Below are 23499 nucleotides of genomic sequence, written 5' to 3' on the forward strand. Positions count from 1 at the left end.
CACTAATAACGGCAAAAAATTGTTATAATAAGCACCAATGTCAACTCTCTAGCCATTTTTTAAATCACTGAATACGATAGATGTTGATGTCCTTATTTTTGGGTCGATATCTATCAAGCGAGGCACAAATGCAATACCCAAAATATTACGACGTAGTCGTCATCGGCGGCGGTCATGCGGGGACCGAAGCCGCTCTAGCAGCAGCGCGTATGGGTGCGCAGACCTTGCTATTGACGCACAATATCGAGACCTTAGGCCAGATGAGCTGTAACCCTGCTATCGGCGGTATCGGAAAATCGCACTTAGTGCGTGAGATTGATGCGTTAGGCGGTGCTATGGCTTTGGCGACTGACAAGGCGGGCATTCAGTTTCGGGTGCTAAACAGTCGTAAGGGCGCAGCAGTACGGGCCACGCGCGCGCAAGCGGATCGTATTCTTTATAAAGCGGCTATTCGTCATACGCTTGAGAATCAGCCTAATCTTGATCTGTTTCAGCAAGGTGCAGATGATATCTTAGTCGAGAATGGTCGCGCGACTGCTGTTGTCACCTCGACCGGTATTATTTTTAAAACCCAGACGGTTATTTTGACTTCAGGGACTTTTTTAGGCGGCGTCATACATATCGGCCTTGAGAATTCTAAAGGCGGACGCGCGGGAGATCAGCCCTCAATTAAGCTTGCTGATCGTCTGCGCGAGCTAAAGCTACCTGTCGGCCGCTTGAAGACAGGCACGCCTGCGCGTATCGATGCGCGCACGGTGGACTTTAGCGTTATGACCGTACAGCCTGGTGATACGCCATTGCCAGTGATGAGCTATATGGGTAATGTCGATATGCATCCTGAGCAAGTCAATTGTTATATTACTCATACTAATGCGCGTACTCATGACATCATTCGTGAGAGTCTAGATCGCTCGCCGATGTTCTCAGGTAAGATTGAAGGCGTGGGCCCACGTTACTGTCCGTCGATTGAGGACAAGATCCACCGCTTCGCTGATAAAGACAGTCATCAAATCTTTATTGAGCCTGAAGGTCTCACTACTCATGAGCTTTATCCTAATGGTATCTCCACCAGCTTGCCTTTCGATGTGCAGTTAGAGTTTATCCATAGTATGAAAGGCCTTGAGAACGCACATATTACCCGCCCTGGCTATGCCATTGAGTATGATTATTTTGATCCGCAAAACCTCAAACCAACGCTTGAAACTAAGTCGATTGATGGGCTTTATTTTGCCGGTCAGATCAATGGCACGACAGGCTACGAAGAGGCAGGGGTGCAAGGCTTATTAGCAGGTACTAATGCTGCACTAGAGACCACGAATAATAGCGAGTATGACACGTGGACGCCGCGCCGTGACGAGGCGTATCTAGGTGTGCTCGTCGATGATCTCATCACTCATGGCACCACTGAGCCGTATCGAATGTTTACTAGTCGTGCTGAGTATCGTCTGCTGCTACGTGAGGATAACGCTGATCAGCGCTTGACTGAGACCGGTCGCAAATTAGGTCTCGTTGATGATAGCCGCTGGCAAGCTTATGAGCAAAAGATGGAATCGATAGCTAGTGAGTCCGCGCGTCTCAAAGACATGTGGGCGACGCCAGTCAATGACTTAGGTAAGCAAGTCGCCGCGCAAACGGGTGAGGTGCTATCAAAAGAAGCGACCGCTTATGATTTGCTCAAGCGTCCGCAGATTAACTTTGCCGATATCGCTGCGATTACTGATTCCAAAGTCGATAACCAAGTGGGTGAACAGATTGAGATTTCAGTCAAGTATGCCGGCTATATCGATCGTCAGCGCGATGATATTGAGCAAATGAAGCGTTTGGAGAATACCGTACTACCACTCGATTTTGACTATAGTATCGTCTCTGGTCTGTCGAATGAAATTGTACAAAAACTCAGTAAAGTACGTCCAGCTACGCTCGCACAAGCGGGCCGTATCAGCGGGGTTACCCCTGCTGCGATTCAACTGCTAGCGATGACAGTCAAAAAGCAGAAAAAAGCCAAGTCGGCACTGGAGTCGTAAGTTTTATACTATTGATGAGGCTGTAGACAGGTTTTATCTAAAACATGAGTTAACGTTTTAATGACGTGAGTCACTTATGATCGCTGCGGTTATTTTTGCTATTACTATCGTACTGCCCAACCTCTTTTTGATGGGGTTGGGTTTTTTCATGAAAAAACGCGGACAAGTGAGCCAAGCGTTTATCGATCAAGCCTCTTATTTTGTTTTTAATTACTGTCTGCCAGCTTTATTGTTTTTTAGTGTGGTCGATAGCGAGGTTGACTATGCTAAGCAAATCACCTTAATAACGGCAGGCGTTGTCGTCACCTTTATTTTGTTTCTTGGTAGCGAGATTTACGCTAAGCGCTTTATAGCCAATAGCGCTGATCAAGGGGTGTTTGTCCAAGGTATCTTTCGCAGCAACATGGCGATTATCGGTCTTGCTACCGTCGCCAACGCTTATGGTGATATCGGCCTCAGTATCGGCGCGGTCTATATGGGCATCGTCACTATTCTCTTTAATATCCTAGCGGTGATTACGCTTAGCCGAGTGTCTAAAAGCTTAGATGATACCCGTCTAAGCCGTAGCCTAATGGTAATAAAAAAGGTATTTACCAATCCGCTTATCTTAGCGCTACTGGCGGCTTTTACTTATAAAGCATTACCACTGCCGCCTGTGCCCTCAGTCATTCATCATACTGGTGATTTACTCGCAGCAGTGGCGCTGCCTCTCGCTCTACTTTGTGCGGGCGCAAGTATCAACCTAAAAGCGATGCTCAGTCTGTCAGGCTTATCGATGCAAGCGAGTATAGGCCGTATTGTGATTGCGCCGCTACTGGCTATCGCTATCGGTTTGGCATTTGGTTTAACGGGCGTGCATATGGGGGTGCTGTTCTTGATGGTCGCATCGCCAACGGCAGCGGCAAGCTATGTGATGGTCAAAGCGATGGGCGGTAATGACATTTTAGCTGCCAATATTTTGGCGTTTACCACGGTGGTGAGTCTATTTGGTATGGCGCTAGGCGCGGCGGTATTGCGTGCTTTAGGATTGATGTAACTAGTATTGATGTAACTAGTATTGATGTAAAAAGTGAGGTGAGCTTAGGCTTAGTGTATTTAAAGATAAGAGGTGCTGAGGTATTGTCACTAACTTTAACCGTGTTAACCAAAGACATATGGCGTTTTGCAGCGTCTTTTTTTTATAATAAAAAAATAATATAAGTAAAGGAGTCTGCCATGCCATACGATAAACTATCTGATCTGCCTGATAATGTAAAAGACAATTTACCTAAGCATGCCCAAGAGATTTTTCAAGCGGCGTTTAATAGTGCAAGCGAGCAATATGAAGATGAGTCGCGTCAGTTTGCTACCGCGTGGGCGGCGGTTGAAAACGTCTATCATAAAAACGACGATGGGAGATGGGTCAAAAAGCCTGATCATAAATAGCCAAAGAGGCTACTCATTAGCTTAAGATTTTAACTTAAAGTTCTACTGTCCTGAACAATAAACACCAGCCATAATAACTATGGCTGGTGTTTTGCTGATATGAAGTTGTATTTTTAATAAACCTGATGACTTATCTTATTTATTCAGCAGGCTGGACATCAAATTTAAATACCCAAGAGGTGGCTTTGGTGGTGGTAGCATCAGGATAATTAATCTGTGTCAGACGCATGCGCGCATAACTATCACCACTGTTTGAGCGGATCAGCGCGCCTTGAGCTTTGTCATCAGGTTTTGCACTGAGTTGATGAGTCATGCCATTATAAGTGTACCAGCCAAAATCGAGGTTTGGATAAGTGCCGGTGTAGCCCGGGTTTAGATCTGAGCTGTCGCTATCCACCATCCAGCTGCCTGCTGATTTTGGCGTATCAAAGTCTGTGACATTCAATAGATTGGCAAGGCTTTGCTCTTTATTGTCAGTCATGAACTTAGCTTTGATAGGCTCGTCTTTATCATCATAGTAGCCGTCTGGAGTATTAGCGACAAAACCACCGACCTTACCGGTACCGGACGCGCCGCCATTGAGTTTGACACTGTTACGCCTAAATGCCACCTGCCACTGTTTTGTAGCATCATCAACGATGTTACCCGTTTTTAGATTCAGATAAGTCCACTCCGTGTTGCTAGTGGCGTTAATGGTCTTGGTTTTGACTTGATCGGCGCGCGGCATTGCGGTATCAATCCAGCGCACGGTTGGGTGGCCAGATACTCCAGCTTCATCGTAGTAGTTGATAATCTGCATGGCATAAATGGGCTGCTGCACACTGCTGGCAGTGGCCGGATCGGTATGGTCTGTTGTGATAAGGTACACGCGGTTATTAGGATATAGCTTATGATTTTCTGCAATATTATAAGCGTACCATGAGTGACTATCAAAAATACCGCCGCTGTTATCTTCGTTATAATGGTGCGTGATGTCACTACCGGTTTTTGGGTCTTGCATACCGTTGTTATAAGCGCTTAGCTCTGACCAATCCATCAATCCAAACACGCCGCCATCACCGTCGCCTGAGCTGCCACTGTTTGACCAAAGACTGACCCCGCGTTGTTGATTATCAAATTTAACGTCCCACGTGGCGCTACTACAGTCCACCTCGCTATCACTGTCAAAATCAAAACAAGTCTGCACATTAGGGTTGAGACTCGCGCCACTGATTGTCCATTCAGCGCTTTGACTAAAGCTCGCCGTAGCCGTGGGTGGTGCCGTAGTTGAACCGCCACTACTACTGTTATCGCTATCACTACCGCAGCCGGTTAGCGCAACTAATATGGCGGCACTGAGTGCGCCTAAGGCAGATGTTTTGGTCAGGCGTAAATAAGATGACATAAAAAGCTCCTGTTGAATAAAACGGTGATATTAAGTAAAACGAGGAAAGTAAGGGTTAAAAATTTTGTGATCCAGCTTATTGCCAGTTAAAACGTGCGCCAATTAGCCACTCACGGTTGTCAATCGGGCGATAATCACTGGTATCGCGTACATCACGCTGGGTATCAAAGATGTTATTCACCGCGCCATACAGACTAAAATTATCATCAATCTTGTAGTTCAATTGACTATCAAGCGTCCACCATGATGGTGAGTAGGACTGCGTGGCAGTATCAATCAGCTGCTTAGACTCGTAGTTCAACCTAGGAATAAGCTGCAATGTATCACTCAATTGATAATCGAGTGCCAGCATGACTTTATGATTAGGACGGTAAGTTAATTCGCTGTTGGCGCTCTCATTTTTGGTTTTTAGATAGGCGTATGTGGCTTGTAGGGTGGCGCGATCATCCACTTGCCAATCGATGCCAATATCGCCGCCATAAGTGTAGGCACTATCGATATTGGTATATTGAAAAATACGGATGCCATTTTCGATAGTGGCGTTTTCGTTATCAGTTTGGATTAAGTCCTCCACATCGTTATAAAAGCCGTTAATGGATAGGTTTAAATCATCACCAATCTGCCCTTGATAACCGACTTGATAGCTCGTTGAGGTTTCAGGCTGTAAGCTAGGGTTGCCCATGACTTTATAGCCCAAATTACTGTGGTCAAAGACGTAATAGCGCTCTTTTAAGTTGGGCACACGGTAGCCGCTGCCGACGCTGGCGCGAAAGATATGATCGCGTCCACTTGCGTCCGTACGGTTGTATTTGACAGCTACTTTTGGTGCCACATGATCGCCAAAGTCTTGATCATCTTGATAACGAATGCCCGTGAGTATCTCCCAATGAGCACCAATCAGCCAGTCATCTTGGAGATATAGCTCGCCCACATCACGGCTGACCTCATCGCTGATAAGCTCGCTGATACTGTTTTTGGTTTGAGATAGGGTGTCGCGCTGCACCTGTCCGCCTACTTGCAATAAGTGCATATGCGCACCTGAATCGATGGCTGGTAAATCAAGCTGCACCTGACCTAGCGCGGTGGTGATGTTTGTATTTCGCGCTGATGCAAGCACCTCATTGGATAGGGTGTCTGAGTCGCTTTGATAGTCTTCATATAACGCTTGCGCAGATAACTGATAGGTTTGCGTATTTTCATTGAGATGAATATCAGTGCTACCACCGATGCTGATACGATCCTTGTTAATCGACTCCTCACGCTGCTGCGGCAAAATATTTTGCGCCACGCGGAGATTAAAGCGGCTGGTATCGTCCTCGCTATAGCGGCTCGCCTCAGCCCACAGCTTTGAGTGCGTAAGCATAGTACGATCATCAGGAGTATAGCTGAGACGTCCTGTTACCTGCGTTTGTTCGCTAGCGTCTTTGATTCGTGGCCAGCGCGCGGTATCGGTATTTAGGCCATCATCATCTAAATAAGAAGCAGACAGACGGGCCTGCAGGCGCTGCGCTGGATCCAGTGCTCCTTCTATACCGGCAGCGATAAAGCGTTTATTGGCATCAATATCATCACCTGAAGGGTTTTGATCGCCATTAGTGGCAAGCTCGGTATTGACATAAGCTTTGGTTTTGTTAGTAGGTTTGGTAATAATATTAATCACTCCGCCCATTGCTGCACTGCCAAATTGCGCGGACGCCGCTCCTTGAACCACCTCAATTTGTTCGATATCCATGGTCATATACTGATTGAGATTGACTGTCGAGCCTGTACTGGCGGTGATAGGCAGACCATCAATCAATACTAAAACCTGATCGCCTGTAAAACCCTGCATACTGACTTCATAGCCCGTCTTGCCATGTACTTGCTTGAGATAAACGTTAGGCAATAATTCTAGCGCCTCTTTTAGGGTATGCGCATGATTATCCTCGATTTGCTTGCTGCTAATGACATCTACTTTGACAGGGGCGTCGCTAAGAGCTCGGTTTGAACGGGTGGCAGTTACCACAATAGGATCAAGTACGGTGCTAGGCATGGCGCTATTTGCCAAGCTTTGCTCGCTATCAGCAAGACTATTGAGCTGATAAGGATCTGCTGCTTTCGTGTTTGCCGTTATCGTGACAGCTAATACAAGCGTTATAGCGGCACTCAAAGGCTTGTAAGAAGCTTTAAAAGTATTAGATGTTGGCATAAGTGTACACAGTAAGAATAAGGAAGTTTGAGTAAATATAAGTTACATAATTCTTAGTTTTGAGTAACAAAGTAAGCATAGATTAATACAAATGATATTGGTTATCAACGAGTAAATAATAATTATTATCATTTACAAATAAAAAAAAGTTGGTCATAATGCGTTTTGTCAGTGAGCGCTCCGGCATTTTATTAAAAAAGCATAGAGACGCCGCTTTTATATTTGCTTAATAGAGGATACGACCATGACTCACCCCATTCAGCTTGGCCAAAAAGACTCGGTACTTTGGCAGGCCTACCAAGATAAAAAAACGGTGACACCGATGTTATTTCCGACCGAAGGCGCGGCGGTATTGGGTGTAAGTGAGTTTGAGCTGTTACTTGCCTCACCGCATAGTCAATATATTGGTGGCCAATGCAGAGCAGTGCTTGAGCAGCTAGAGAATTTCGGCGCTGTTGAGAGTATCGTACGTAACGCCTTAGCCGTCCATGAAAAAACCGCACCATATCACAATCTAAAACTTGGCGAAAAAAGGGGCATTGCCCTCAATGTTGGTGGTTTAGATTTGCGCTTTTTTATGGGACGCTGGCAGCATATGCTCGCCGTGACAGATCTTAGCAAGAGTGATAAGCCCTCTTATAGCATTCAGTTTTTTGATGAGCAGGGCGCTGCGATCGATAAGGTGTTTTTACGCGAATTAAGCGATGATAATATCGCGCGCTGGCAGAAGTTAGTTGATAGGCATGCGCAAGCGGTCGATATAACCGAGCTGGTGCTTGATGAGGCAACCGTACCCAAGACTTGGCAGTATAAAGAATTGAGTGATGATAACCGTGACAAGTTGCAGCGTCGATGGCGCAAGATGACGGACGTCCATCAGTTTTATCACATTTTAAATAAGCTTGAGGTTGATCGCGCCAGTAGCTACCGTCAAGCGCCTACAGGGTCTGCATATCCGCTCAGCCTTGATGCGATGAGTGCTGTTTTTGAGCAAGCGCGTGATAGCGAGTGTCCTATTATGATATTTGTTGGCAATTCAGGGCTGGTACAAATTCAAACCGGTACAGTAAAAACCATCAAACGCATGGGCGACTGGATCAACATCTTAGATAAGAGTCACAATAACTTCACTTTGCATCTAAAAGACAAGCAGCTGGCGCAATTGTGGTGCGTCAAGCGTCCAACGGCTGATGGTATCGTCACGTGTATCGAAGGGTTCGATCAGTTTGGCAGCAGTATTTTGACTGTATTTGGTCAGCGTATGGAAGGCACTAGTGAGCTTGCAGCATGGCAAAAAATCACTGCTGATATTGTGGCTAAATTCTCACAAGGGCTGAATGCAGAGGCGCAGCATACTGCCATGCACAATAATTCGGCGCAGCCTGCTTAATGAAAGGGCTGTTAGCCACTCATGACTCCTCTTTTATGATTCACAGTTACAAGGAACGTTTATGTTCGCGCAATTATCATCTTCTTTTTCTCGCTCCCGCCTCATATCATCTTTTTTTGTTGGCAGTATCTGCGCGCTGACTGCCTTATCGGCACAAGCTTATGAGCGCATCGTCGCTATGAGTCCTGATGTGGCAGATATCATCGTCGCGCTTGGTGCGACCGACAAGCTGGTGGGCAAAGATGCGACCAATAGCCATCCTGCCTTAAAAGATGTGCCAAAAGTGGGGATGCACCGCAACATTACCGCAGAGTCCGTGTTGGCAGTTAAGCCTGATTTGGTACTTGGTAGTTATATGGTGCAGCCGGTTAGTGTCTATCAGCGCCTCAATGACTTAAATGTCAAAGCCGCTAACGTAGCGCCAAAAGAGGGCGTCGATTATTTTGCCAATAGCATCAAAGCGACGGGTATCTATATCGGTAACCGCAGTGAAGCTGAACAACTTGCAGATCGTTGGTCTCAGGACATGCAGCCGTTAGCAAAAACGGGCAAACGCTATATCTTAAGCTATGATGGGCGCATTGTCGCAGGCAAAGGGACGGTGGGGGATGAGCTGATTCGCCGGGCAGGCGGGATTAATGCGGCGAATGTCTCAGGACTCAAACCTATGTCGCGTGAAGGCTGGCTGGCTGCCAAGCCTGATGTGATTATCATCGCCGATCATAATCAAAAGGTCATCGGCGGCGTCAGTAAGTTTAGGAAGCGTCCTGAGATTGCCGTAAGTAATGCTGCCAAAAATAATAAGGTTGAGTTTTGGCCTGCCGATAAGTTTTTACGCTACGGCCTAAACTCTCCAAAGGCCATCAAATCGCTACACGATATGGCAAAGTAGCGGGCACTCTAAACCTCTACTGTCATGATTCATCGGTTTAATTCCTCATTTGTCACGCTACAGACGATATCCTTATGTCAAACAGTGCCACTTCCAAAAGTCAGAGTCGCTCTCATGTCGGCGCGTTGAATATACCTTCTAAATATAAGCAGAGCGTCTACTATGTCTTAGCAGCTCTAGCGTCATTGCTGCTGATTTGGTTGGGATTGGGTATTGGCTTTGGTGAGTGGTCAAGCCCGGTGCACTTAGATGAGACCATTTGGCAATTGCGCTATCCGCGTGTGGTTACAGCGTTGCTTGTTGGTATGGCACTATCGGTGAGCGGCGCTGCATTGCAAGCATTATTTGAAAACCCGCTGGCTGATCCAAGTCTTATCGGTACCTCAGGCGGTGCGGCACTGGGCGTGGTGCTAGTGCTTGCTTTTGGGGTCAGCGGTATTGGTATTCCCTTTGCCGCCTTTATGGGTAGTGTGATTGTCTGTTTGTTTATCCTAGGCTGTCATAGGTTTTTGGGCGGCGGTCAGATGGGGCTACTGATTTTAGGCTTTGTCATTAGTGCCTTTTGCGCGGCGGTGGTGAGCCTAATCTTATTTATGTCTGATGATATGGTACTTAGGTCCGCGACCAACTGGCTATCAGGTAGTATGGCAGAAGCAGGCTTTGTACCGCTACGTTATTCGATTATCTCCATGGTGCTAGGACTCATTATTTTGTTGCCTTTGGGTCGTCAACTAGATGGGTTAATGCTAGGTGAAACAACTGCAAAATCTTTAGGGATAAAGGTTGGCTTGAGCCGCTGTCTGGTAATTATTGCCTCAGCTTTGTTAACGGGAGCAGCAGTATCTTTGGCCGGAGTGATTGGCTTTATTGGCATGATGGTGCCCAACTTGCTAGCTATCTTGTTTGGCGGTGGACGGATGCGGCTGATGATATGGTCGGGCTGGCTGGGCGCGATGCTGCTACTCGTGATTGACAGTATGGCGCGGCATGTGGCTTATCCAATAGATGTGCCCGTTGGCATTGTGCTGGCGCTGTTAGGCGGACCGTTTTTTATCTGGCTGTTTGTACGTAGTAGCCGTCGTTAATCAAGTAACTATCAAGGATGCCCTCTATGTTCAATTCAACTGCTACGGCAGCTACAACGACTACCATAGACTATCATAAGCATGAAGATAATACTGAGCTGCTACGCTTACAAGGTATTCATATTGCTCATGGCGCTAAAGTGCTATTAAGCGTCGATTCACTGACGCTACCTAGCCACAAGTTAGTGGCTTTTATTGGCCCTAATGGAGCGGGAAAAAGCACTTTGCTACATGCTATATTAGGGCAGCATACCGGATCAGGTCTTAAAACTGATGGACAGATTAGCGTTCATGGTCAGCCCATTGATGAGGTCATGCGCCATGGTCATATCGCTTGGGTCGGACAGCATGAGCGTTTTGAGTTGCCATTGACCGTATTAGATTATGTGCTGCTAGGCGTATCCCCTAATCTAGCTTGGTATCAACGACCAAAGGCTCAGCATGTGAGTCAGGCTAGACGCTTGCTTGAGGATTTTGAGCTGTGTAATTTGCTATCAGCGCGAGTACAGACTCTATCAGGGGGCGAAAAACAGCGTTTAGCTATCGTGCGCGCGCTGATGCAAGACACGCACATTATGATGCTCGATGAGCCAACCAACCATTTAGACATTCGCCATCAGCGTTTTTTATTAACCTATTTGCGTGATCTGGCGCGCCGTCAACATAAAAGCATCTTAGTCGTATTACATGACTTGACTCATGCACATCGCTATGCCGATGCCGTTGTGCTATTACATAATGGACAAGTTGTGGCTCAAGGCTCTCCTAATGCGGTTATGAATAGCGAGCAATTAAGCGCGGTTTATGATGTCGATATAAAGGCGCATCAAACCGAGGACGGTGTGCTATTTGTTTAGTAAATAAAGCAGAGTAAATAAAAACCTCCTTCTCGCTAGAGTAGGAGGTTTTTATTTACACTAAAAGTGAAGATTAAATTTAGCGGCGTCTATCACGATTGCGCCGCTCTTCACGCCGAGCTTTGCCTTTCGGGCTGACACGATAGGTTAAATAACCAAAAAATACCAGAACGATAATAAAGGCGACTATATATAAGAATATAGAGCTGCCAATAAACAATGATGCTGCAATCACAGGGGTAGCTTCCATGTCAGGTTTCCAATTAGTGCTTTTGATTATTATGCAATGGCGGCATCACCTTGTAAAGTAAACAAATTTAACTGAGAGATGAGCTCAAATGAGCGTAGACGCGCCGCTTGATCATAGACGTTGGCAGTTACAATCAACTCATCTGGCTGGTATCTTGCCAAAAATGCCGTCAGCTTTGGCTTGACTGTCTCGACAGAACCAATAAATGAGACGGAAAGTGCATTATCTACCATCATTTTTTCAGCTTGGCTCCAGATACTATCCATATCGTAAGTAGGCTTTGGCATCTGACCTGTCTCCCCGCGGCGCAAACGTACAAAGCTCTGCTGTGCTGAGGTAAAGTGATATTCGGCAGTTTCGTCATCATCAGCGAGTAATAGATTGGCCGCCAGCATGACATAAGGCTTATCTAAATAGGCAGACGGCTTGAACTGCTCACGGTAAGTATCAATGGCTTGTCCGAGCATTTGCGGAGCAAAATGAGAGGCAAACACATACGGTAACCCTAAGTGCGCCGCTAAGGTTGCGCCAAATAAAGATGAACCTAATATCCAGATAGGAATGCCTGATTTGGCACCGGGGAATGCCTGTACTGGACTGCCATCTGTATCATTGCCCAAAAAGTACATCAGCTCTTGGACGTCTTGCGGGAAACGCTCAGCGTCTTTCATCTGACGACGCAGTGCCTGAAACGTCGCGCCATCTGTCCCCGGTGCGCGGCCCAAGCCTAAATCAACGCGGTCTCCGTACAATGCCTGCAATGTGCCAAATTGCTCAGCGATAACGAGCGGTGCATGATTTGGTAGCATCACGCCGCCTGCACCAATACGGATACGCTTGGTTTGGCTACCGATATGTGACAGTAGGACTGAGGTCGCTGCACTGGCGATACCTGGCATATTATGATGCTCTGCCATCCAGTAACGGTTAAGACCGGCTTCTTCGGCCTTTTGTGCCGTCTCGACTGTCTGGGCGATGCCCTCTGCAATGATTTTACCTTCCGGTACAGGGGCTAAATCTAAAAATGATAAAGGAATGGTAGTAGTATTGCTGTTGGTCATATCTCACCTATTATTGAGTAGTGATAAGCGCTCACAAGCTTTAGGCAGTCTTTTGTTATTATCGTTTAAGACAGCTTATGAAAAGGGTGAGCGCTTGATACTGTACATGATGGGGTAGATCATGAGTTTATCAAGGGCTGTGTTAACGAGGGTAACAAATATTAAAAGACTAGGTTGCGTGCGACAGAGATATTGTCAAACCACACCTTTATGATCGAATTGTTTCTGACACAGCTCCATAAAGGCGCGGCCATACTGGCGAACCTCAGCATCATCACGCACCGCCATCCAACTGGTAAAGCGGCCAAAGTGATCGACCGGTATAGCAGTAAGGTTATGATAATGACTAGGCTCAAAGGCCATCTCCGCGATGATCCCAATCCCTAAACCTAACCCAACATAAGTACTGATCACGTCAGCGTCAAGAGCCGCTAAAACAATATCAGGCTCTAGCCCTGCATCGCTAAAAGTTTTATCAATAGCGCTGCGACCCGTATAGCCGCCGTGATAAGTGACAATAGGATAGCTGGCAAGCGTGGGCAGATCGATAGTTTCTAGACCGGCAAGCTCATGATCTTTAGGGACGATAATGCGATGGGTCCAATCATAGTAGCGGTGGCAGCGTAGATAGTTATTATGAAGTAGAGATTCGGTAGCGATACCGATGTCCGCCTGTCCGCGAATGACCATCTGCGCGATAGTTTCAGGATCAGCCTGCTGCAGAATCAAATTTACCTTAGGAAAGCGCTCTTTAAACGCTTTTACCACATGCGGCAAGACATAACGCGCCTGCGTATGCGTGGTGGCAATGGTGAGCGTACCTGTATTGGGATTATTATAATCGAGGCTTAAGTTCTCAATCGTACGTATCTCAGCAAAGATAGCTTCGATATGCGGCAGTAGTGCAGTGCCCATGTCGGTAAGGCCGGTTAAGCGCTTGCCTTGACGGATAAACACATCTGTTTTTAATTGACTCTCAAGCGCAGCAATGTGCTTGGATAAGCTCGATTGACTGGTATGCAGTACGGTTGCCGCTTGGCTTAAATTATAGCCATTGATGACGGTATGCCAAACCGTCTCAAGCTGTTTCAGCTGAATTTGCAAGTGCCGCTGATTGACGACTACGTCGATTGCCATAATTTATTCCCCAAAGTTTTAAAACCATATCTGCGGCTAGTGTAAATCATAGTTATTATTCTTGTATATACTAGATAGTAATCTATTTATACTATTTTGGAATATATATTACCGAAACTATGAGAGTAGCTGAACTTTCATAAATAAACCTTGATAATCATTAGGCCAGTTAAAGATAATACAAACAGTAGCGATAGTTGATATCACCGTGTATTAACAATGAGATAGGTTAGGTACACAAAGCATCATGCATAAGCAATTAGCTGCAAATACCTCTAGTCATAGATGATGTTCTCAAGTACCATAATTCAATTTTGTAACGAAATCTTTTTTGTTTCAAGTTTTGGTAACTTATTATGTCTGCTGTCAAACCTGTACCACCTTCTACACCAAAGCCATCGATTGAAAAAAAGTCATTGAGCGAAAGTCTAAAAGCTTATCTCGATCGCCGTGCCATTATCATGCTGTTTTTAGGTTTTGTGGCGGGCATTCCCATTTTACTTATCTTCTCCAGTCTCTCTTTATGGCTACGCGAAGCTGGGATTGACCGTAGTGTCGTCACGATGTTCAGTTGGGCGGCGCTTGGTTATGCCTTTAAGTTTATTTGGGCGCCGCTTATTGATGCAGTGCCGCTGCCAGTATTGACTAAAATGCTAGGCCGCAGGCGCAGCTGGATATTGGTCTCGCAGCTGCTCATTATCACTGCCATTTGTATTATGGCAGGTGTCAACCCGGCTAATGAGGGTAGTCTATTCTTGATGGCAGTAGGGGCTGTGTTATTAGGGTTTTCGTCAGCGACTCAAGACATCGTCATTGATGCGTATCGTATTGAATTAGCGCCGCCAAGCTTGCAGGCGGTACTGTCTGCTATGTATGTCACAGGCTACCGCATAGGGATGATTGTCGCTGGTGCAGGCGCTTTGTATCTAGCGGATTATTTTGGCTCAACCGAGGCGCTGTATAGCTATGAGGCGTGGCGCAATACTTATTGGATTATGGCCGGCGTCATGGGCATTGGGGTGATAACAACCTTAGTGATTCATGAGCCTGTCAGCAAGCAAGTATTAGTCGAGCGTGAGACGTCCGATTACACACGTTTGGTATTAGTATTCGCGATTTCGGTAATCGGATTTGTGATGGTTTTTGCCAATGCAGGCGCGGTATTGCCTGAGGTGGAAGGCGTATTTACAGGATTTTTGCTCGAAGTGGTGCGTATGGCAGTGAGTCTAGCCGCAGCTATCGGTATCGGCTATGGCTTGGTCAAAGCCAACTTAGTAGCGCCAGAGTTTGCGCGGGTCACTTGGGTCGAGCCTATCGCTGATTTCTTTCGTCGTTATGGCAAAAAGGCATTGTTATTATTAGCGCTAATCGGTCTTTACCGTATCTCTGACATTGTCGCAGGCGTCATCTCCAACGTCTTTTATCAAGATATGCAGTTCTCCAAAGTCGATATTGCTAACGCGGTCAAATTAGTTGGCGTCGTCATGGCGATCGGCGGTGGTTTTTTGGGCGGGTTATTGGCACAAAAAATGCGTATTATGCGCGCGATGATGGTTGGGGCGGTGCTTGCTTGTGTGACTAATCTGTTGTTTATCTTGCTGACTTATCATCCGGGTAGTTTGCCTTATATGTATCTGGCTGTGATTTTGGATAATCTAGCAGCAGGTCTTGCCAGCGCGGTGTTTATTGCGTTTTTATCGGCGCTGACTTCTATTCGTTTTACTGCCGTGCAGTATTCGATATTCTCCTCGTTGATGACGTTATTACCTAAAGTGATAGGTGGTTATTCAGGCTCTATCGTTGATAGCACCAGTTATCCGTTCTTCTTTTTGTTCACCTTTGCTCTGGGTATTCCTATCTTAGCGCTGATTTATTACGTCGATAAGCATATTATCATTGGTGACAATGACGACTATGACAGTGATAGTAATGATGGTATGAATAATGGCGATGCTGATAAAGGGCTTGATTTAAACAAAGCCAACCCTAATTTAACGCAGACCAAAGAGCCACCGCGTGCTAGCGAATAGCAGTTATTTATCATAAATAGGGCGTAAATAAGAGTGATTGATGACAACGTTTACAGATAATCTGACAATCAAGCAGATTAAACAGCAAGCGGCATCTATAGCTGAGACCTTAGCAGTGCCGCAATTTTGGCTTACCGATTGGCTGCTGTATGTCATCGATAAGCCGTCGCTATTTTTGATGACCGATGAGCGCTATCAGTTAACCGATAGCGAATCTGCAAAGTTTAATGCAGGTATTAAAAAGATGCAGCAGGGCATACCTTTAGCTTATTTAACGGGACATCAGGCGTTTTGGTCACTTGATTTTAAAGTAAACGCGCATACCCTGATACCGCGGCCTGATACCGAAGTATTGGTTGAGCAAGTGCTGGAATGGATTGAGAATAATCCGATTGCCAATCATAAAGCCTCTAAGCGTTTGCTAGATTTAGGTACGGGCTCTGGTTGTATTGCTATTAGTTTGGCTCATGAATTAGCACGATCAAGCTGGCAAGTTATAGCTGTTGACTTATCCGCAGAAGCATTAAGCGTCGCTCAGCAAAACGCCACTGATAATCAGGTAGATAATGTCAAATTTATGCAAAGCAGCTGGTATGAAGCGCTACCTTCTGATGCCATTCAGCGCTTTGAGGTCATTGTCTCCAATCCGCCTTATATCGATGAAGCGGATGAGCATCTACAAGGGTTAAAAGCTGAACCTATCAGCGCCTTAAGTGCGCCTAATAAAGGTTTGGCTGATATTGAGCATATCGTAGAGCAAGCGCCGAATTACTTACAGCAAGGTGGCTTATTAGCCATAGAACATGGTTACGATCAAGGCGAGACGGTTAGAGCGTTATTTGCTGCTAACGGCTTTGAGGCGATAAAAACCGCTAAGGATTATGGGGGTAATGATAGAGTGACCCTAGGACAACTAAAGTGACAACTAAAGTGACAACTAAAATGACAACTAAAATGACAACTAAAACGCCTTCTACAGATAACCAGAGTCTCACGGACGCTGAGTTACTGCGCTATGCTCGGCAAGTGTTATTAACAGGCTGGGATATTGACGCACAGCTGCGTCTGAAGTCTGCTCGGATTGTAATGATAGGCGCAGGGGGCCTTGGTTGCCCAGCATCAGAGACGCTAGTGCGCGCAGGGCTTGGTGAGGTGCATCTCATCGATGATGACGTGATTGAGATGAGCAACTTACAGCGCCAAAGCTTATTTTTACCAAGTGATATCGGTGCAGCTAAAGCGCTGACCGCAGCGCAGATGCTCAAGCAAATCAACCCTTTGATTAGCGCGAAAGGCACGGTCGCACGTCTGACATTAGATAATGCTTATGAGCTATTAGAGCTAGCTGCTGGCAAGCCTAGTCTATTGCTAGACTGTACTGATAATTTCGCCACTCGCGATATTATCAACCGGATTAGCGTGCGCTATCAGATTCCATTACTTAGCGCTTCGGCGATTGCTATGCAAGGACAATTGGCATTGTATGAACCGCAGTTAAAGAGCGGCTGCTATCATTGTGTTTTTGGCGATGTTAGTACGGATGAGGCAGTAGATGAGCGCACTTGTGCCAACTCAGGCGTCCTTGCTAGTACTACTGCTATCATCGGTAATTTGCAAGCCAATGCGGCATTGCATTACCTCGGGCTGAACACCAATCCGCTGACAGGCAAGCTTTTATTGTGGGACGGTAGCCGTATGCAGCAGCGCATGATGGGCTATCGGCAAGATACCAGCTGCCCGGTATGCGCGTTATGATTGTGTACCGCTAGCGCCATCACAGCTATTTTAGATCATTAGGTTATAAATCATTACTTTTACACCTGACTATAGTTGTTCGGGCGTGTTGAACATTCGACCGTGGCACTGACAGAGACTATTTTTTAGGCGATTTGCAGATAAAAATGGTAAGTTTAGTTGTTCTAAGCGTCTATTTTTATCAATAAAGCGGCAAAAAATAGTCCTGTCCCTGTTGTTGTAGTTAGGGCTGATGCTAAAATCGCCCTAGTCGTTGCGACTGTTTAAATAAAATCAGCTAACCAATGCAATAAGCATTACCTGCAATTTTCACTTAGACTAGAACTATTTTAGCTATCAGCAGTGCGCATTTGTGAATGTTCAACACGCCCTATTATCTACTCCTTCTTTAATCATTTATTAAGACAGTTAGCCGTTATGAAATTATATCGCCCGCATTTATTGAAGCACAGTCTGAACGTCGCCAACCGTATCCGTCAGACCGCAAGTGTCGCTGGATTATCGGCGCTGCGTGTGGCGAAAGGTGAAAAACCTGATGCGTATCTACTCAAAGAAACCTTCGAGCAATTGGGCACCACTTATATCAAAATTGGACAGTTTATCGCTAGTACGCCATCCTTGTTTCCGCGTGAATACGTCGAGGCTTTCCAAGGGTTTTTGGATCAGACCACGCCGTTGCCTTATAGTTATATTGCACAAGTATTACGCGAAGAGCTAGCGGTTGATGGCTTAACACTAGAGGAGCGTTTTGCCGATATTGAAGAGCAGCCATTAGCCTCCGCCTCCATTGCGCAAGTGCATGTCGCCCGCCTCCATAACGGTGATGAAGTGGTGCTCAAGGTACAAAAGCCTGGAGTTGAGACGATCATGCAGACCGATTTGGGCGTGCTACACGGCGTCACTAAGCTGCTTGAGCTGCTGATGCCCTCGATGAAGTTTGCTAGCATCGCGCCTATTATTGATGAGATCCGCTTGCGCATGCTCGCCGAAACGGACTTTATCGCGGAAGCCAAAAACATTCGTGATTTTCAGCAGTTTTTGAGCGTTTCAGGTAATACTCGGGTGGTTGCGCCAACCGTCTATGATGAGCTGACTACCAAGCGCGTATTAACGATGAGCCGATTACACGGCGTCTCTATGATTGATGAGCGCGCGATGCGCCAGTATTGTAATGACCCGGCGCAAGTGATGGCAGATACTTTGAATACTTGGTTTGCAAGCTTAATGCTCTGCAACAGCTTCCATGCTGATTTGCACGCGGGCAATCTGATGCTACTGACTGATGGTCGTATTGGCTTTTTAGACTTTGGTATCGTCGGTAAATTAAAAGCGCAGAGCTGGCGCGCTTGCATGGGTATGATGCAAGCGCTGCAGGATAATGACTATCGGGCGATGGCGCAGTATATGATCGATATGGAGATGACCAAAGGCGAGAATCATGTTGATGTCTCTTCGTTAGCAGCGGACTTACAGCGCATGATGCAGACGATTATGGCAGAAGATATTGCCTTTACCAGCGGTGTCCCTTTTAATACCAAAGAGCAAGCGGATGAGCTCAATAAGATGATGCTAGAGATCGTCGAAGTCGGTAAGCGCCACGGTATTCACTTTCCGCGTGATTTTGCATTGTTGACCAAGCAGCTATTATATTTTGATCGCTTTATGCGCACTTTAGCTCCAGATATGGATATGTTTAGCGATCATAGAGTTGCTATGTTAGGTCGACCTGATAGCATAAGCGAATAAAGGCAGATAGCGACGAGTTAAAGCGCCACAACATTTTTATATGGAATCTATTATATTTAGACCTCTGAAATGATATAAATATAGCAGGGTATGGACACCAAGGACGATGGGTTATGAGCAAAAACTGCAATAAACGAGCGCAGCGGTCATGGCAACGAGGATTGCTATGACGCGGGTTTGTTTCAAGTGTTTGGGTACAATGTTGGTCCGGCTATGTTAAAGGCCTCAACGCGCCGCCTGATTCCTTCGATTACCAACGAAACCGTTATCGCGTGGATAGGGCTTTATTGCCTAGCCGTGGTCATGGGTTATGGGCGTTTTTTATTTACCGCAACCTTGCCTGATATCATGAGCGAGCTTTCACTGAGCACAACGATCGCTGGATGGTTGGCATCGGTGAATTATATGGGCTATTTTATTGGTTCATTGATAGCGATGTTTGTGCCCCATCGCTTAACGTGGCGCGCCTTAATACTCGGTACTTTATTGAGTATCATCACCACTTTACTTTTGTTTTTGCCAAACTTGCCTTTAAGCCTTTGGTATGTCATCCGTTTATTCGCAGGAATTGCCAGCGGCATCGGCATGATACTAGGCTCCTCTTTTATTATCCAAAGCTTTAGTACTCATAAACGCTCCTTACTATCGACGGTGCATTATGCCGGTATCGGTGTTGGTATTAGCGCCTCAGCCATTCTGACTTGGTGGCTACTTAACCTTGATCTGCATTTTTATAGTATTTGGCTAGTGGCCGGACTGACAAGCTTACCTTTGCTGGTTTTGCTCTACGCTATTCGCCCGGATGGTGTTTCGCAAGGTAACGCGCTAAACAAAAAGCCCTCTATAAAACAGACGTATATCAATTTTAAGCGTTCGCTCTACGAGGCGATGGTGGGTCAAGCCAAAGCGGTTCTGCTATTGTCATTGAGCTATGTGTTGGCAGGGTTTGGTTATATCACCTCAGCGACTTTTCTGCCGGTAATGGCGGTAAAACAGCTACCGACGCAGACTCATGCCGGACTACTGATTTGGTTAGTGGTTGGGGTGTTTGCTATGCTCTCTAACCCGCTATGGGGCGCGCTAGCTAAGCGTATCGGCGAGACCAAAACCTTGATCGGTTTGACGCTCTTGCAGGCTTTAGGGATGTTCGTGCCGCTATGGTTTGCCGGTGCGTTTGGCTTATATATCAATGCGGCTATTTTGGGTGCGACCTTTGTCGGTATCGTCTCCATGACCTTAAATATTATAAAAAATATAAACCCCGCTTACTCTAATTTGTTAATAGGATTAGCAACTTTGGCGTATGCAGTAGGGCAGTTCTTAGGGCCGTTAGTGACTGTCGCTTTGGCTGGTGCAAAAGACAACTTCGATGCTGGATTACTAGTAGCGGGAGCCGGATTGCTGCTTGGACTGGTATTGATCTTAAGCTTTAGTCGGCAGATGAAGCAAGTACGCCAAGGCTCGTAAGCCAAAGCCGGAGCGTGCAAGTTATACAATACTGCGACAAAAGACCTCTCGCAGCTCAAAGCTAGTATGAACTTGCGCCACGCCTTCGATGCGATTCAGCCTATGTAATAAAAACTCTTCATAATGCGCCATGTCCCGTACGCGTACTTTAATCAAGTAGTCCTCAGTACGGCCGGTGACAATGCTGCAGCTCATCACCTCCTCAAAGCTTCGTATTTTACGCTCGAATTGCTCAAAGCGCTCAGCGGTATGGCGATCCATGCTAATCGCAATAAACACCGCCAGTGGATAGCCTAATTTGTATGCATCAGTTTGAGTATGGTAGCCGGTAATGATGCCGTTATCTTCTAGGCGTTTGACTCGGCGAGCACACGGGGTAGCCGAAAGGTTGACACGCTCAGCCAGTTCAGTGATGCTGATACGCGCGTCCGTCTGTAATAACTGCAATAGATGTCTATCAATCTCATCGAGAGGAAAGCTGAGTGGATGATTTTGCGTCATAGGATTATTATTCATATTAGACATTATTTACCTTAAAATTAGAGGTTTTAGCCAATTATAATTAAATGATTAAGGTTAATCACTAATATAGACAATTAATTTATCAAATTAAGCCGTATTTCACTTCGCAAACCTTGTTATTATAATGGCATCACTTTTGGTTTTGTTTTATGATAAAGCTAAGGTTAAAGCAACTAAACATTAAGGATAAGGGTAACTGCTCTTCATTGAGTCAACACTTTATCCAGATGATTTATCTATCGATCGAACTCTATTCATTTTAGGGACACCTTTTATACCGTTAAGGAACTGTTATGTCTGCAACCACCACTCGCACCGCTAAGATTACACCTAAGCATGCCGCTTTTGACTTTCGCAAGTATCGTCCCTTTGCCTTTGCGCCGCTATTATCGGATCGTACTTGGCCAAGTAAAACGATTGAAAAAGCGCCAATGTGGGCCAGTGTCGATCTGCGTGATGGTAACCAAGCCTTGATTGATCCGATGACGATTGAACAAAAAATGCGTTTTTTTAAGACCTTAGTCGAGGTTGGTTTTAAAGATATAGAGATCGGCTTTCCTTCTGCTGCGCAAGTTGAGTTTGATTTTGCTCGTCAGTTGATTGAAGAAAATCACGTACCAGAAGACGTCACGCTACAAGTATTGGTACAAGCGCGAGAGCACTTAATTGCACGTACCTTTGAGTCGTTAAAAGGTGCTAAGCGCGCTATCGTTCACGTTTATAACTCCACTAGCCGTATTCAGCGCGAAAAAGTCTATGGCAAATCGCGAGCTGAGATCAAAGAGATTGCCGTCGCAGGCGCGCAGTTACTAGTGGACTATGCTGCTAAGTATCCGGAGACAGAATGGGTGTTTCAGTACTCACCTGAGAGTTTCAGTCAAACCGAGACTGAGTTTGCAGTAGAAGTCTGTGACGCGGTTTGCGAAGTATGGCAGCCACAAAACGGGCAGGAGGTTATCTTTAACTTGCCGGCGACCGTTGAGGCGTCTATGCCTAATGTATTTGCCGATCAGGTAGAGTACTTCTGCCGCAATTTGGCCCAGCGCGAGCATGTGATTGTCAGCCTACATACGCATAATGATAGAGGCTGCGCGGTAGCCGCAGCTGAGCTTGGCGTACTAGCGGGCGCCGATCGTATCGAAGGCACATTACTTGGCAATGGTGAGCGCACCGGTAATATGGACGTCATGGTCATGGCGATGAATTTGTTTAGCCAAGGGATAGATCCTGAGCTTGATTTTAGTAACATGAGTGAGATTGTGCAGGTGGCGACCGAAAGTACGAACTTGCCAGTACATCCGCGGCATCCGTATGTGGGCGAGCTTGTCTTTACTGCCTTTAGTGGCTCGCATCAGGACGCGATTAAGAAGTCGCTCGATTATAACGAAAACCATGCTGATGAGACCGAAAACTTCTGGGATGTGGCTTATCTACCGATAGATCCTGCTCACATTGGCCGTAGCTATCAAGATGTGGTGCGTATCAATAGCCAGTCTGGTAAGGGCGGCGTGGCATACATTTTACAGCGCGATTATGGCTTTAACTTACCGCGCTGGATGCAAATTGATTTTAGTAAAGTCGTACAAAACCAAGCAGAACAGAAGGCTCGTGAATTGCAAAATGATGAGATCTTGCAGACCTTTGAGAGCACTTATCTGCAGCAAGGGGGTTTTGATCTACTCGACTATAATGTTAGCAACACAGGCGGTGAGGTCTTCTTCGATGGTCAAGTACAGATGAATGGCGAAACTGTAACTATCAAAGGCAATGGTAACGGGCCGCTGTCCTCTTTCATTGATGGCTTAGCTCATCATACCGGCAAGTCATTACACATTATCAACTATGCTGAGCATGCCATTAGTACCCAGCATGTTGATGATGGCAACGATAATAAAACCAATGCCAATGCGGCCGCTTATATCCAGCTCAATGTTGATGGTGAGGTCTATTCAGGAATTGGCACTTGTAGCAGCACCGTCTCTGCCATGCTAAAAGGCGCTTTGTCTGCTTTTGCTCAAGCGTCAGTAACGAGCGCAGCATAGGTTGTAAGCTAGAATAGACTGAGCTGCAAAGCGCTTAGCTCACAGCGTCACTACTTATTGCGTCACCCAGTAAGCGGTGGCGCTTTTTATGTTAAAGGACTTGATGCACTTGAGTGTTTAAATACTCGCTATTCGAGTACTAGTCGAGCACTAATCATCTGGTTACTGGGCATATCGATATCTATGCGTCATGAGATGTCGTTTGATGGGCTAGAAAAAGGTGAGACGCATAAAGTTACTTGTC

General features: G+C 46.1%; 19 protein-coding genes. 13 read left to right on the top strand and 6 right to left on the bottom strand.

From position 1 onward, the window contains the following. The first annotated feature begins 128 nt into the window (after positions 1-128). The 3 genes from mnmG to W234_RS0110820 all read left to right on the top strand — a co-directional run bounded on the left by mnmG (position 129) and on the right by W234_RS0110820 (position 3449). Complete coding sequence (gene mnmG, locus W234_RS0110810) at positions 129-2024, top strand: tRNA uridine-5-carboxymethylaminomethyl(34) synthesis enzyme MnmG (RefSeq protein ID WP_025646864.1); 1896 nt, start codon at positions 129-131, stop codon at positions 2022-2024. A 76-nt stretch (positions 2025-2100) separates the two neighbouring features. Next, complete coding sequence (locus tag W234_RS0110815) at positions 2101-3060, top strand: AEC family transporter (protein ID WP_025646865.1); 960 nt, start codon at positions 2101-2103, stop codon at positions 3058-3060. A gap of 179 nt (positions 3061-3239) precedes the next feature. Further along, positions 3240-3449: a ChaB family protein gene (locus W234_RS0110820; protein ID WP_025646866.1), complete on the top strand. Its 210-nt coding sequence runs from the start codon at positions 3240-3242 to the stop codon at positions 3447-3449. A gap of 139 nt (positions 3450-3588) precedes the next feature. On the opposite strand, the gene W234_RS0110825 is transcribed toward W234_RS0110820, so the two are convergent. After that, a complete protein-coding gene (locus W234_RS0110825; protein ID WP_025646867.1) occupies positions 3589-4833 on the bottom strand; it encodes an HmuY family protein in 1245 nt (414 codons plus the stop codon). Positions 4834-4909: 76 nt separating this feature from the next. Continuing rightward, complete coding sequence (locus W234_RS13980) at positions 4910-7021, bottom strand: TonB-dependent receptor plug domain-containing protein (RefSeq protein ID WP_025646868.1); 2112 nt, start codon at positions 7019-7021, stop codon at positions 4910-4912. 244 nt (positions 7022-7265) lie between these two features. On the opposite strand from W234_RS13980, the gene W234_RS0110835 reads away from it, so the two are divergent. The 4 genes from W234_RS0110835 (at position 7266) to W234_RS0110850 (ending at position 11245) form a co-directional block, all read left to right on the top strand. Continuing rightward, complete coding sequence (locus tag W234_RS0110835) at positions 7266-8411, top strand: ChuX/HutX family heme-like substrate-binding protein (protein WP_025646869.1); 1146 nt, start codon at positions 7266-7268, stop codon at positions 8409-8411. Between the two features lie 61 nt (positions 8412-8472). Further along, entirely contained in the window at positions 8473-9303 is an 831-nt protein-coding gene (locus W234_RS0110840) for a heme/hemin ABC transporter substrate-binding protein (protein WP_025646870.1), read from the top strand. Positions 9304-9377: 74 nt separating this feature from the next. Next, a complete protein-coding gene (locus W234_RS0110845) occupies positions 9378-10388 on the top strand; it encodes a FecCD family ABC transporter permease (protein WP_025646871.1) in 1011 nt (336 codons plus the stop codon). 26 nt (positions 10389-10414) lie between these two features. Beyond that, a complete protein-coding gene (locus W234_RS0110850; protein WP_025646872.1) occupies positions 10415-11245 on the top strand; it encodes an ABC transporter ATP-binding protein in 831 nt (276 codons plus the stop codon). Between the two features lie 79 nt (positions 11246-11324). On the opposite strand, the gene W234_RS14565 is transcribed toward W234_RS0110850, so the two are convergent. From W234_RS14565 to W234_RS0110870, 3 genes are all read right to left on the bottom strand, one after another. Continuing rightward, positions 11325-11495 carry a hypothetical protein gene (locus W234_RS14565; protein WP_156923993.1) on the bottom strand — a complete coding sequence of 57 codons (171 nt, stop codon included), beginning with the start codon at positions 11493-11495 and terminating at the stop codon, positions 11325-11327. Positions 11496-11524: 29 nt separating this feature from the next. Continuing rightward, entirely contained in the window at positions 11525-12556 is a 1032-nt protein-coding gene (locus W234_RS0110860; RefSeq protein WP_025646873.1) for an LLM class flavin-dependent oxidoreductase, read from the bottom strand. 195 nt (positions 12557-12751) lie between these two features. After that, entirely contained in the window at positions 12752-13693 is a 942-nt protein-coding gene (locus W234_RS0110870) for a LysR substrate-binding domain-containing protein (protein WP_025646874.1), read from the bottom strand. Positions 13694-14049: 356 nt separating this feature from the next. Here W234_RS0110870 and W234_RS0110875 point away from each other — a divergent pair, with 356 nt between their 5' ends. The 5 genes from W234_RS0110875 to W234_RS0110895 all read left to right on the top strand — a co-directional run bounded on the left by W234_RS0110875 (position 14050) and on the right by W234_RS0110895 (position 20691). Next, positions 14050-15723 carry an AmpG family muropeptide MFS transporter gene (locus W234_RS0110875; RefSeq protein WP_025646875.1) on the top strand — a complete coding sequence of 558 codons (1674 nt, stop codon included), beginning with the start codon at positions 14050-14052 and terminating at the stop codon, positions 15721-15723. Between the two features lie 40 nt (positions 15724-15763). Continuing rightward, positions 15764-16645: a peptide chain release factor N(5)-glutamine methyltransferase gene (gene prmC / locus W234_RS0110880; protein WP_037059720.1), complete on the top strand. Its 882-nt coding sequence runs from the start codon at positions 15764-15766 to the stop codon at positions 16643-16645. A 32-nt stretch (positions 16646-16677) separates the two neighbouring features. Further along, positions 16678-17478 carry a HesA/MoeB/ThiF family protein gene (locus W234_RS0110885; RefSeq protein ID WP_025646877.1) on the top strand — a complete coding sequence of 267 codons (801 nt, stop codon included), beginning with the start codon at positions 16678-16680 and terminating at the stop codon, positions 17476-17478. 417 nt (positions 17479-17895) lie between these two features. Continuing rightward, positions 17896-19224, top strand: a complete 1329-nt coding sequence (locus W234_RS0110890; RefSeq protein ID WP_025646878.1) for an ABC1 kinase family protein — start codon at positions 17896-17898, stop codon at positions 19222-19224. Positions 19225-19437: 213 nt separating this feature from the next. Further along, positions 19438-20691, top strand: a complete 1254-nt coding sequence (locus W234_RS0110895) for a YbfB/YjiJ family MFS transporter (RefSeq protein WP_025646879.1) — start codon at positions 19438-19440, stop codon at positions 20689-20691. Between the two features lie 21 nt (positions 20692-20712). Here the strand turns inward: W234_RS0110895 and W234_RS0110900 are convergent, their stop codons facing one another. Further along, positions 20713-21207, bottom strand: coding sequence for an Lrp/AsnC family transcriptional regulator (locus W234_RS0110900; RefSeq protein WP_413771579.1), 495 nt, complete (start codon positions 21205-21207; stop codon positions 20713-20715). Between the two features lie 299 nt (positions 21208-21506). Here W234_RS0110900 and leuA point away from each other — a divergent pair, with 299 nt between their 5' ends. Further along, complete coding sequence (gene leuA / locus W234_RS0110905) at positions 21507-23255, top strand: 2-isopropylmalate synthase (RefSeq protein ID WP_025646881.1); 1749 nt, start codon at positions 21507-21509, stop codon at positions 23253-23255. Positions 23256-23499: the final 244 nt, after the last annotated feature.

The sequence above is a fragment of the Psychrobacter sp. TB15 genome (assembly GCF_000511655.1).
GTDB lineage: Bacteria > Pseudomonadota > Gammaproteobacteria > Pseudomonadales > Moraxellaceae > Psychrobacter > Psychrobacter submarinus.

Excerpts from the sequence above, each read along its gene's own strand:
- W234_RS14565 (WP_156923993.1), bottom strand. The coding sequence starts at position 11,495 with ATGGAAGCTACCCCTGTGATTGCAGCATCATTGTTTATTGGCAGCTCT.
- W234_RS0110885 (WP_025646877.1), top strand. The coding sequence starts at position 16,678 with ATGACAACTAAAACGCCTTCTACAGATAACCAGAGTCTCACGGACGCT.
- W234_RS0110895 (WP_025646879.1), top strand. The coding sequence starts at position 19,438 with ATGTTAAAGGCCTCAACGCGCCGCCTGATTCCTTCGATTACCAACGAA.
- W234_RS0110900 (WP_413771579.1), bottom strand. The coding sequence starts at position 21,207 with ATGAATAATAATCCTATGACGCAAAATCATCCACTCAGCTTTCCTCTC.
- W234_RS0110870 (WP_025646874.1), bottom strand. The coding sequence starts at position 13,693 with ATGGCAATCGACGTAGTCGTCAATCAGCGGCACTTGCAAATTCAGCTG.
- W234_RS0110825 (WP_025646867.1), bottom strand. The coding sequence starts at position 4,833 with ATGTCATCTTATTTACGCCTGACCAAAACATCTGCCTTAGGCGCACTC.
- W234_RS0110860 (WP_025646873.1), bottom strand. The coding sequence starts at position 12,556 with ATGACCAACAGCAATACTACTACCATTCCTTTATCATTTTTAGATTTA.
- W234_RS0110890 (WP_025646878.1), top strand. The coding sequence starts at position 17,896 with ATGAAATTATATCGCCCGCATTTATTGAAGCACAGTCTGAACGTCGCC.
- W234_RS0110845 (WP_025646871.1), top strand. The coding sequence starts at position 9,378 with ATGTCAAACAGTGCCACTTCCAAAAGTCAGAGTCGCTCTCATGTCGGC.
- W234_RS0110875 (WP_025646875.1), top strand. The coding sequence starts at position 14,050 with ATGTCTGCTGTCAAACCTGTACCACCTTCTACACCAAAGCCATCGATT.
- mnmG (WP_025646864.1), top strand. The coding sequence starts at position 129 with ATGCAATACCCAAAATATTACGACGTAGTCGTCATCGGCGGCGGTCAT.
- W234_RS0110815 (WP_025646865.1), top strand. The coding sequence starts at position 2,101 with ATGATCGCTGCGGTTATTTTTGCTATTACTATCGTACTGCCCAACCTC.
- prmC (WP_037059720.1), top strand. The coding sequence starts at position 15,764 with ATGACAACGTTTACAGATAATCTGACAATCAAGCAGATTAAACAGCAA.
- W234_RS13980 (WP_025646868.1), bottom strand. The coding sequence starts at position 7,021 with ATGCCAACATCTAATACTTTTAAAGCTTCTTACAAGCCTTTGAGTGCC.
- W234_RS0110840 (WP_025646870.1), top strand. The coding sequence starts at position 8,473 with ATGTTCGCGCAATTATCATCTTCTTTTTCTCGCTCCCGCCTCATATCA.
- leuA (WP_025646881.1), top strand. The coding sequence starts at position 21,507 with ATGTCTGCAACCACCACTCGCACCGCTAAGATTACACCTAAGCATGCC.
- W234_RS0110850 (WP_025646872.1), top strand. The coding sequence starts at position 10,415 with ATGTTCAATTCAACTGCTACGGCAGCTACAACGACTACCATAGACTAT.
- W234_RS0110835 (WP_025646869.1), top strand. The coding sequence starts at position 7,266 with ATGACTCACCCCATTCAGCTTGGCCAAAAAGACTCGGTACTTTGGCAG.
- W234_RS0110820 (WP_025646866.1), top strand. The coding sequence starts at position 3,240 with ATGCCATACGATAAACTATCTGATCTGCCTGATAATGTAAAAGACAAT.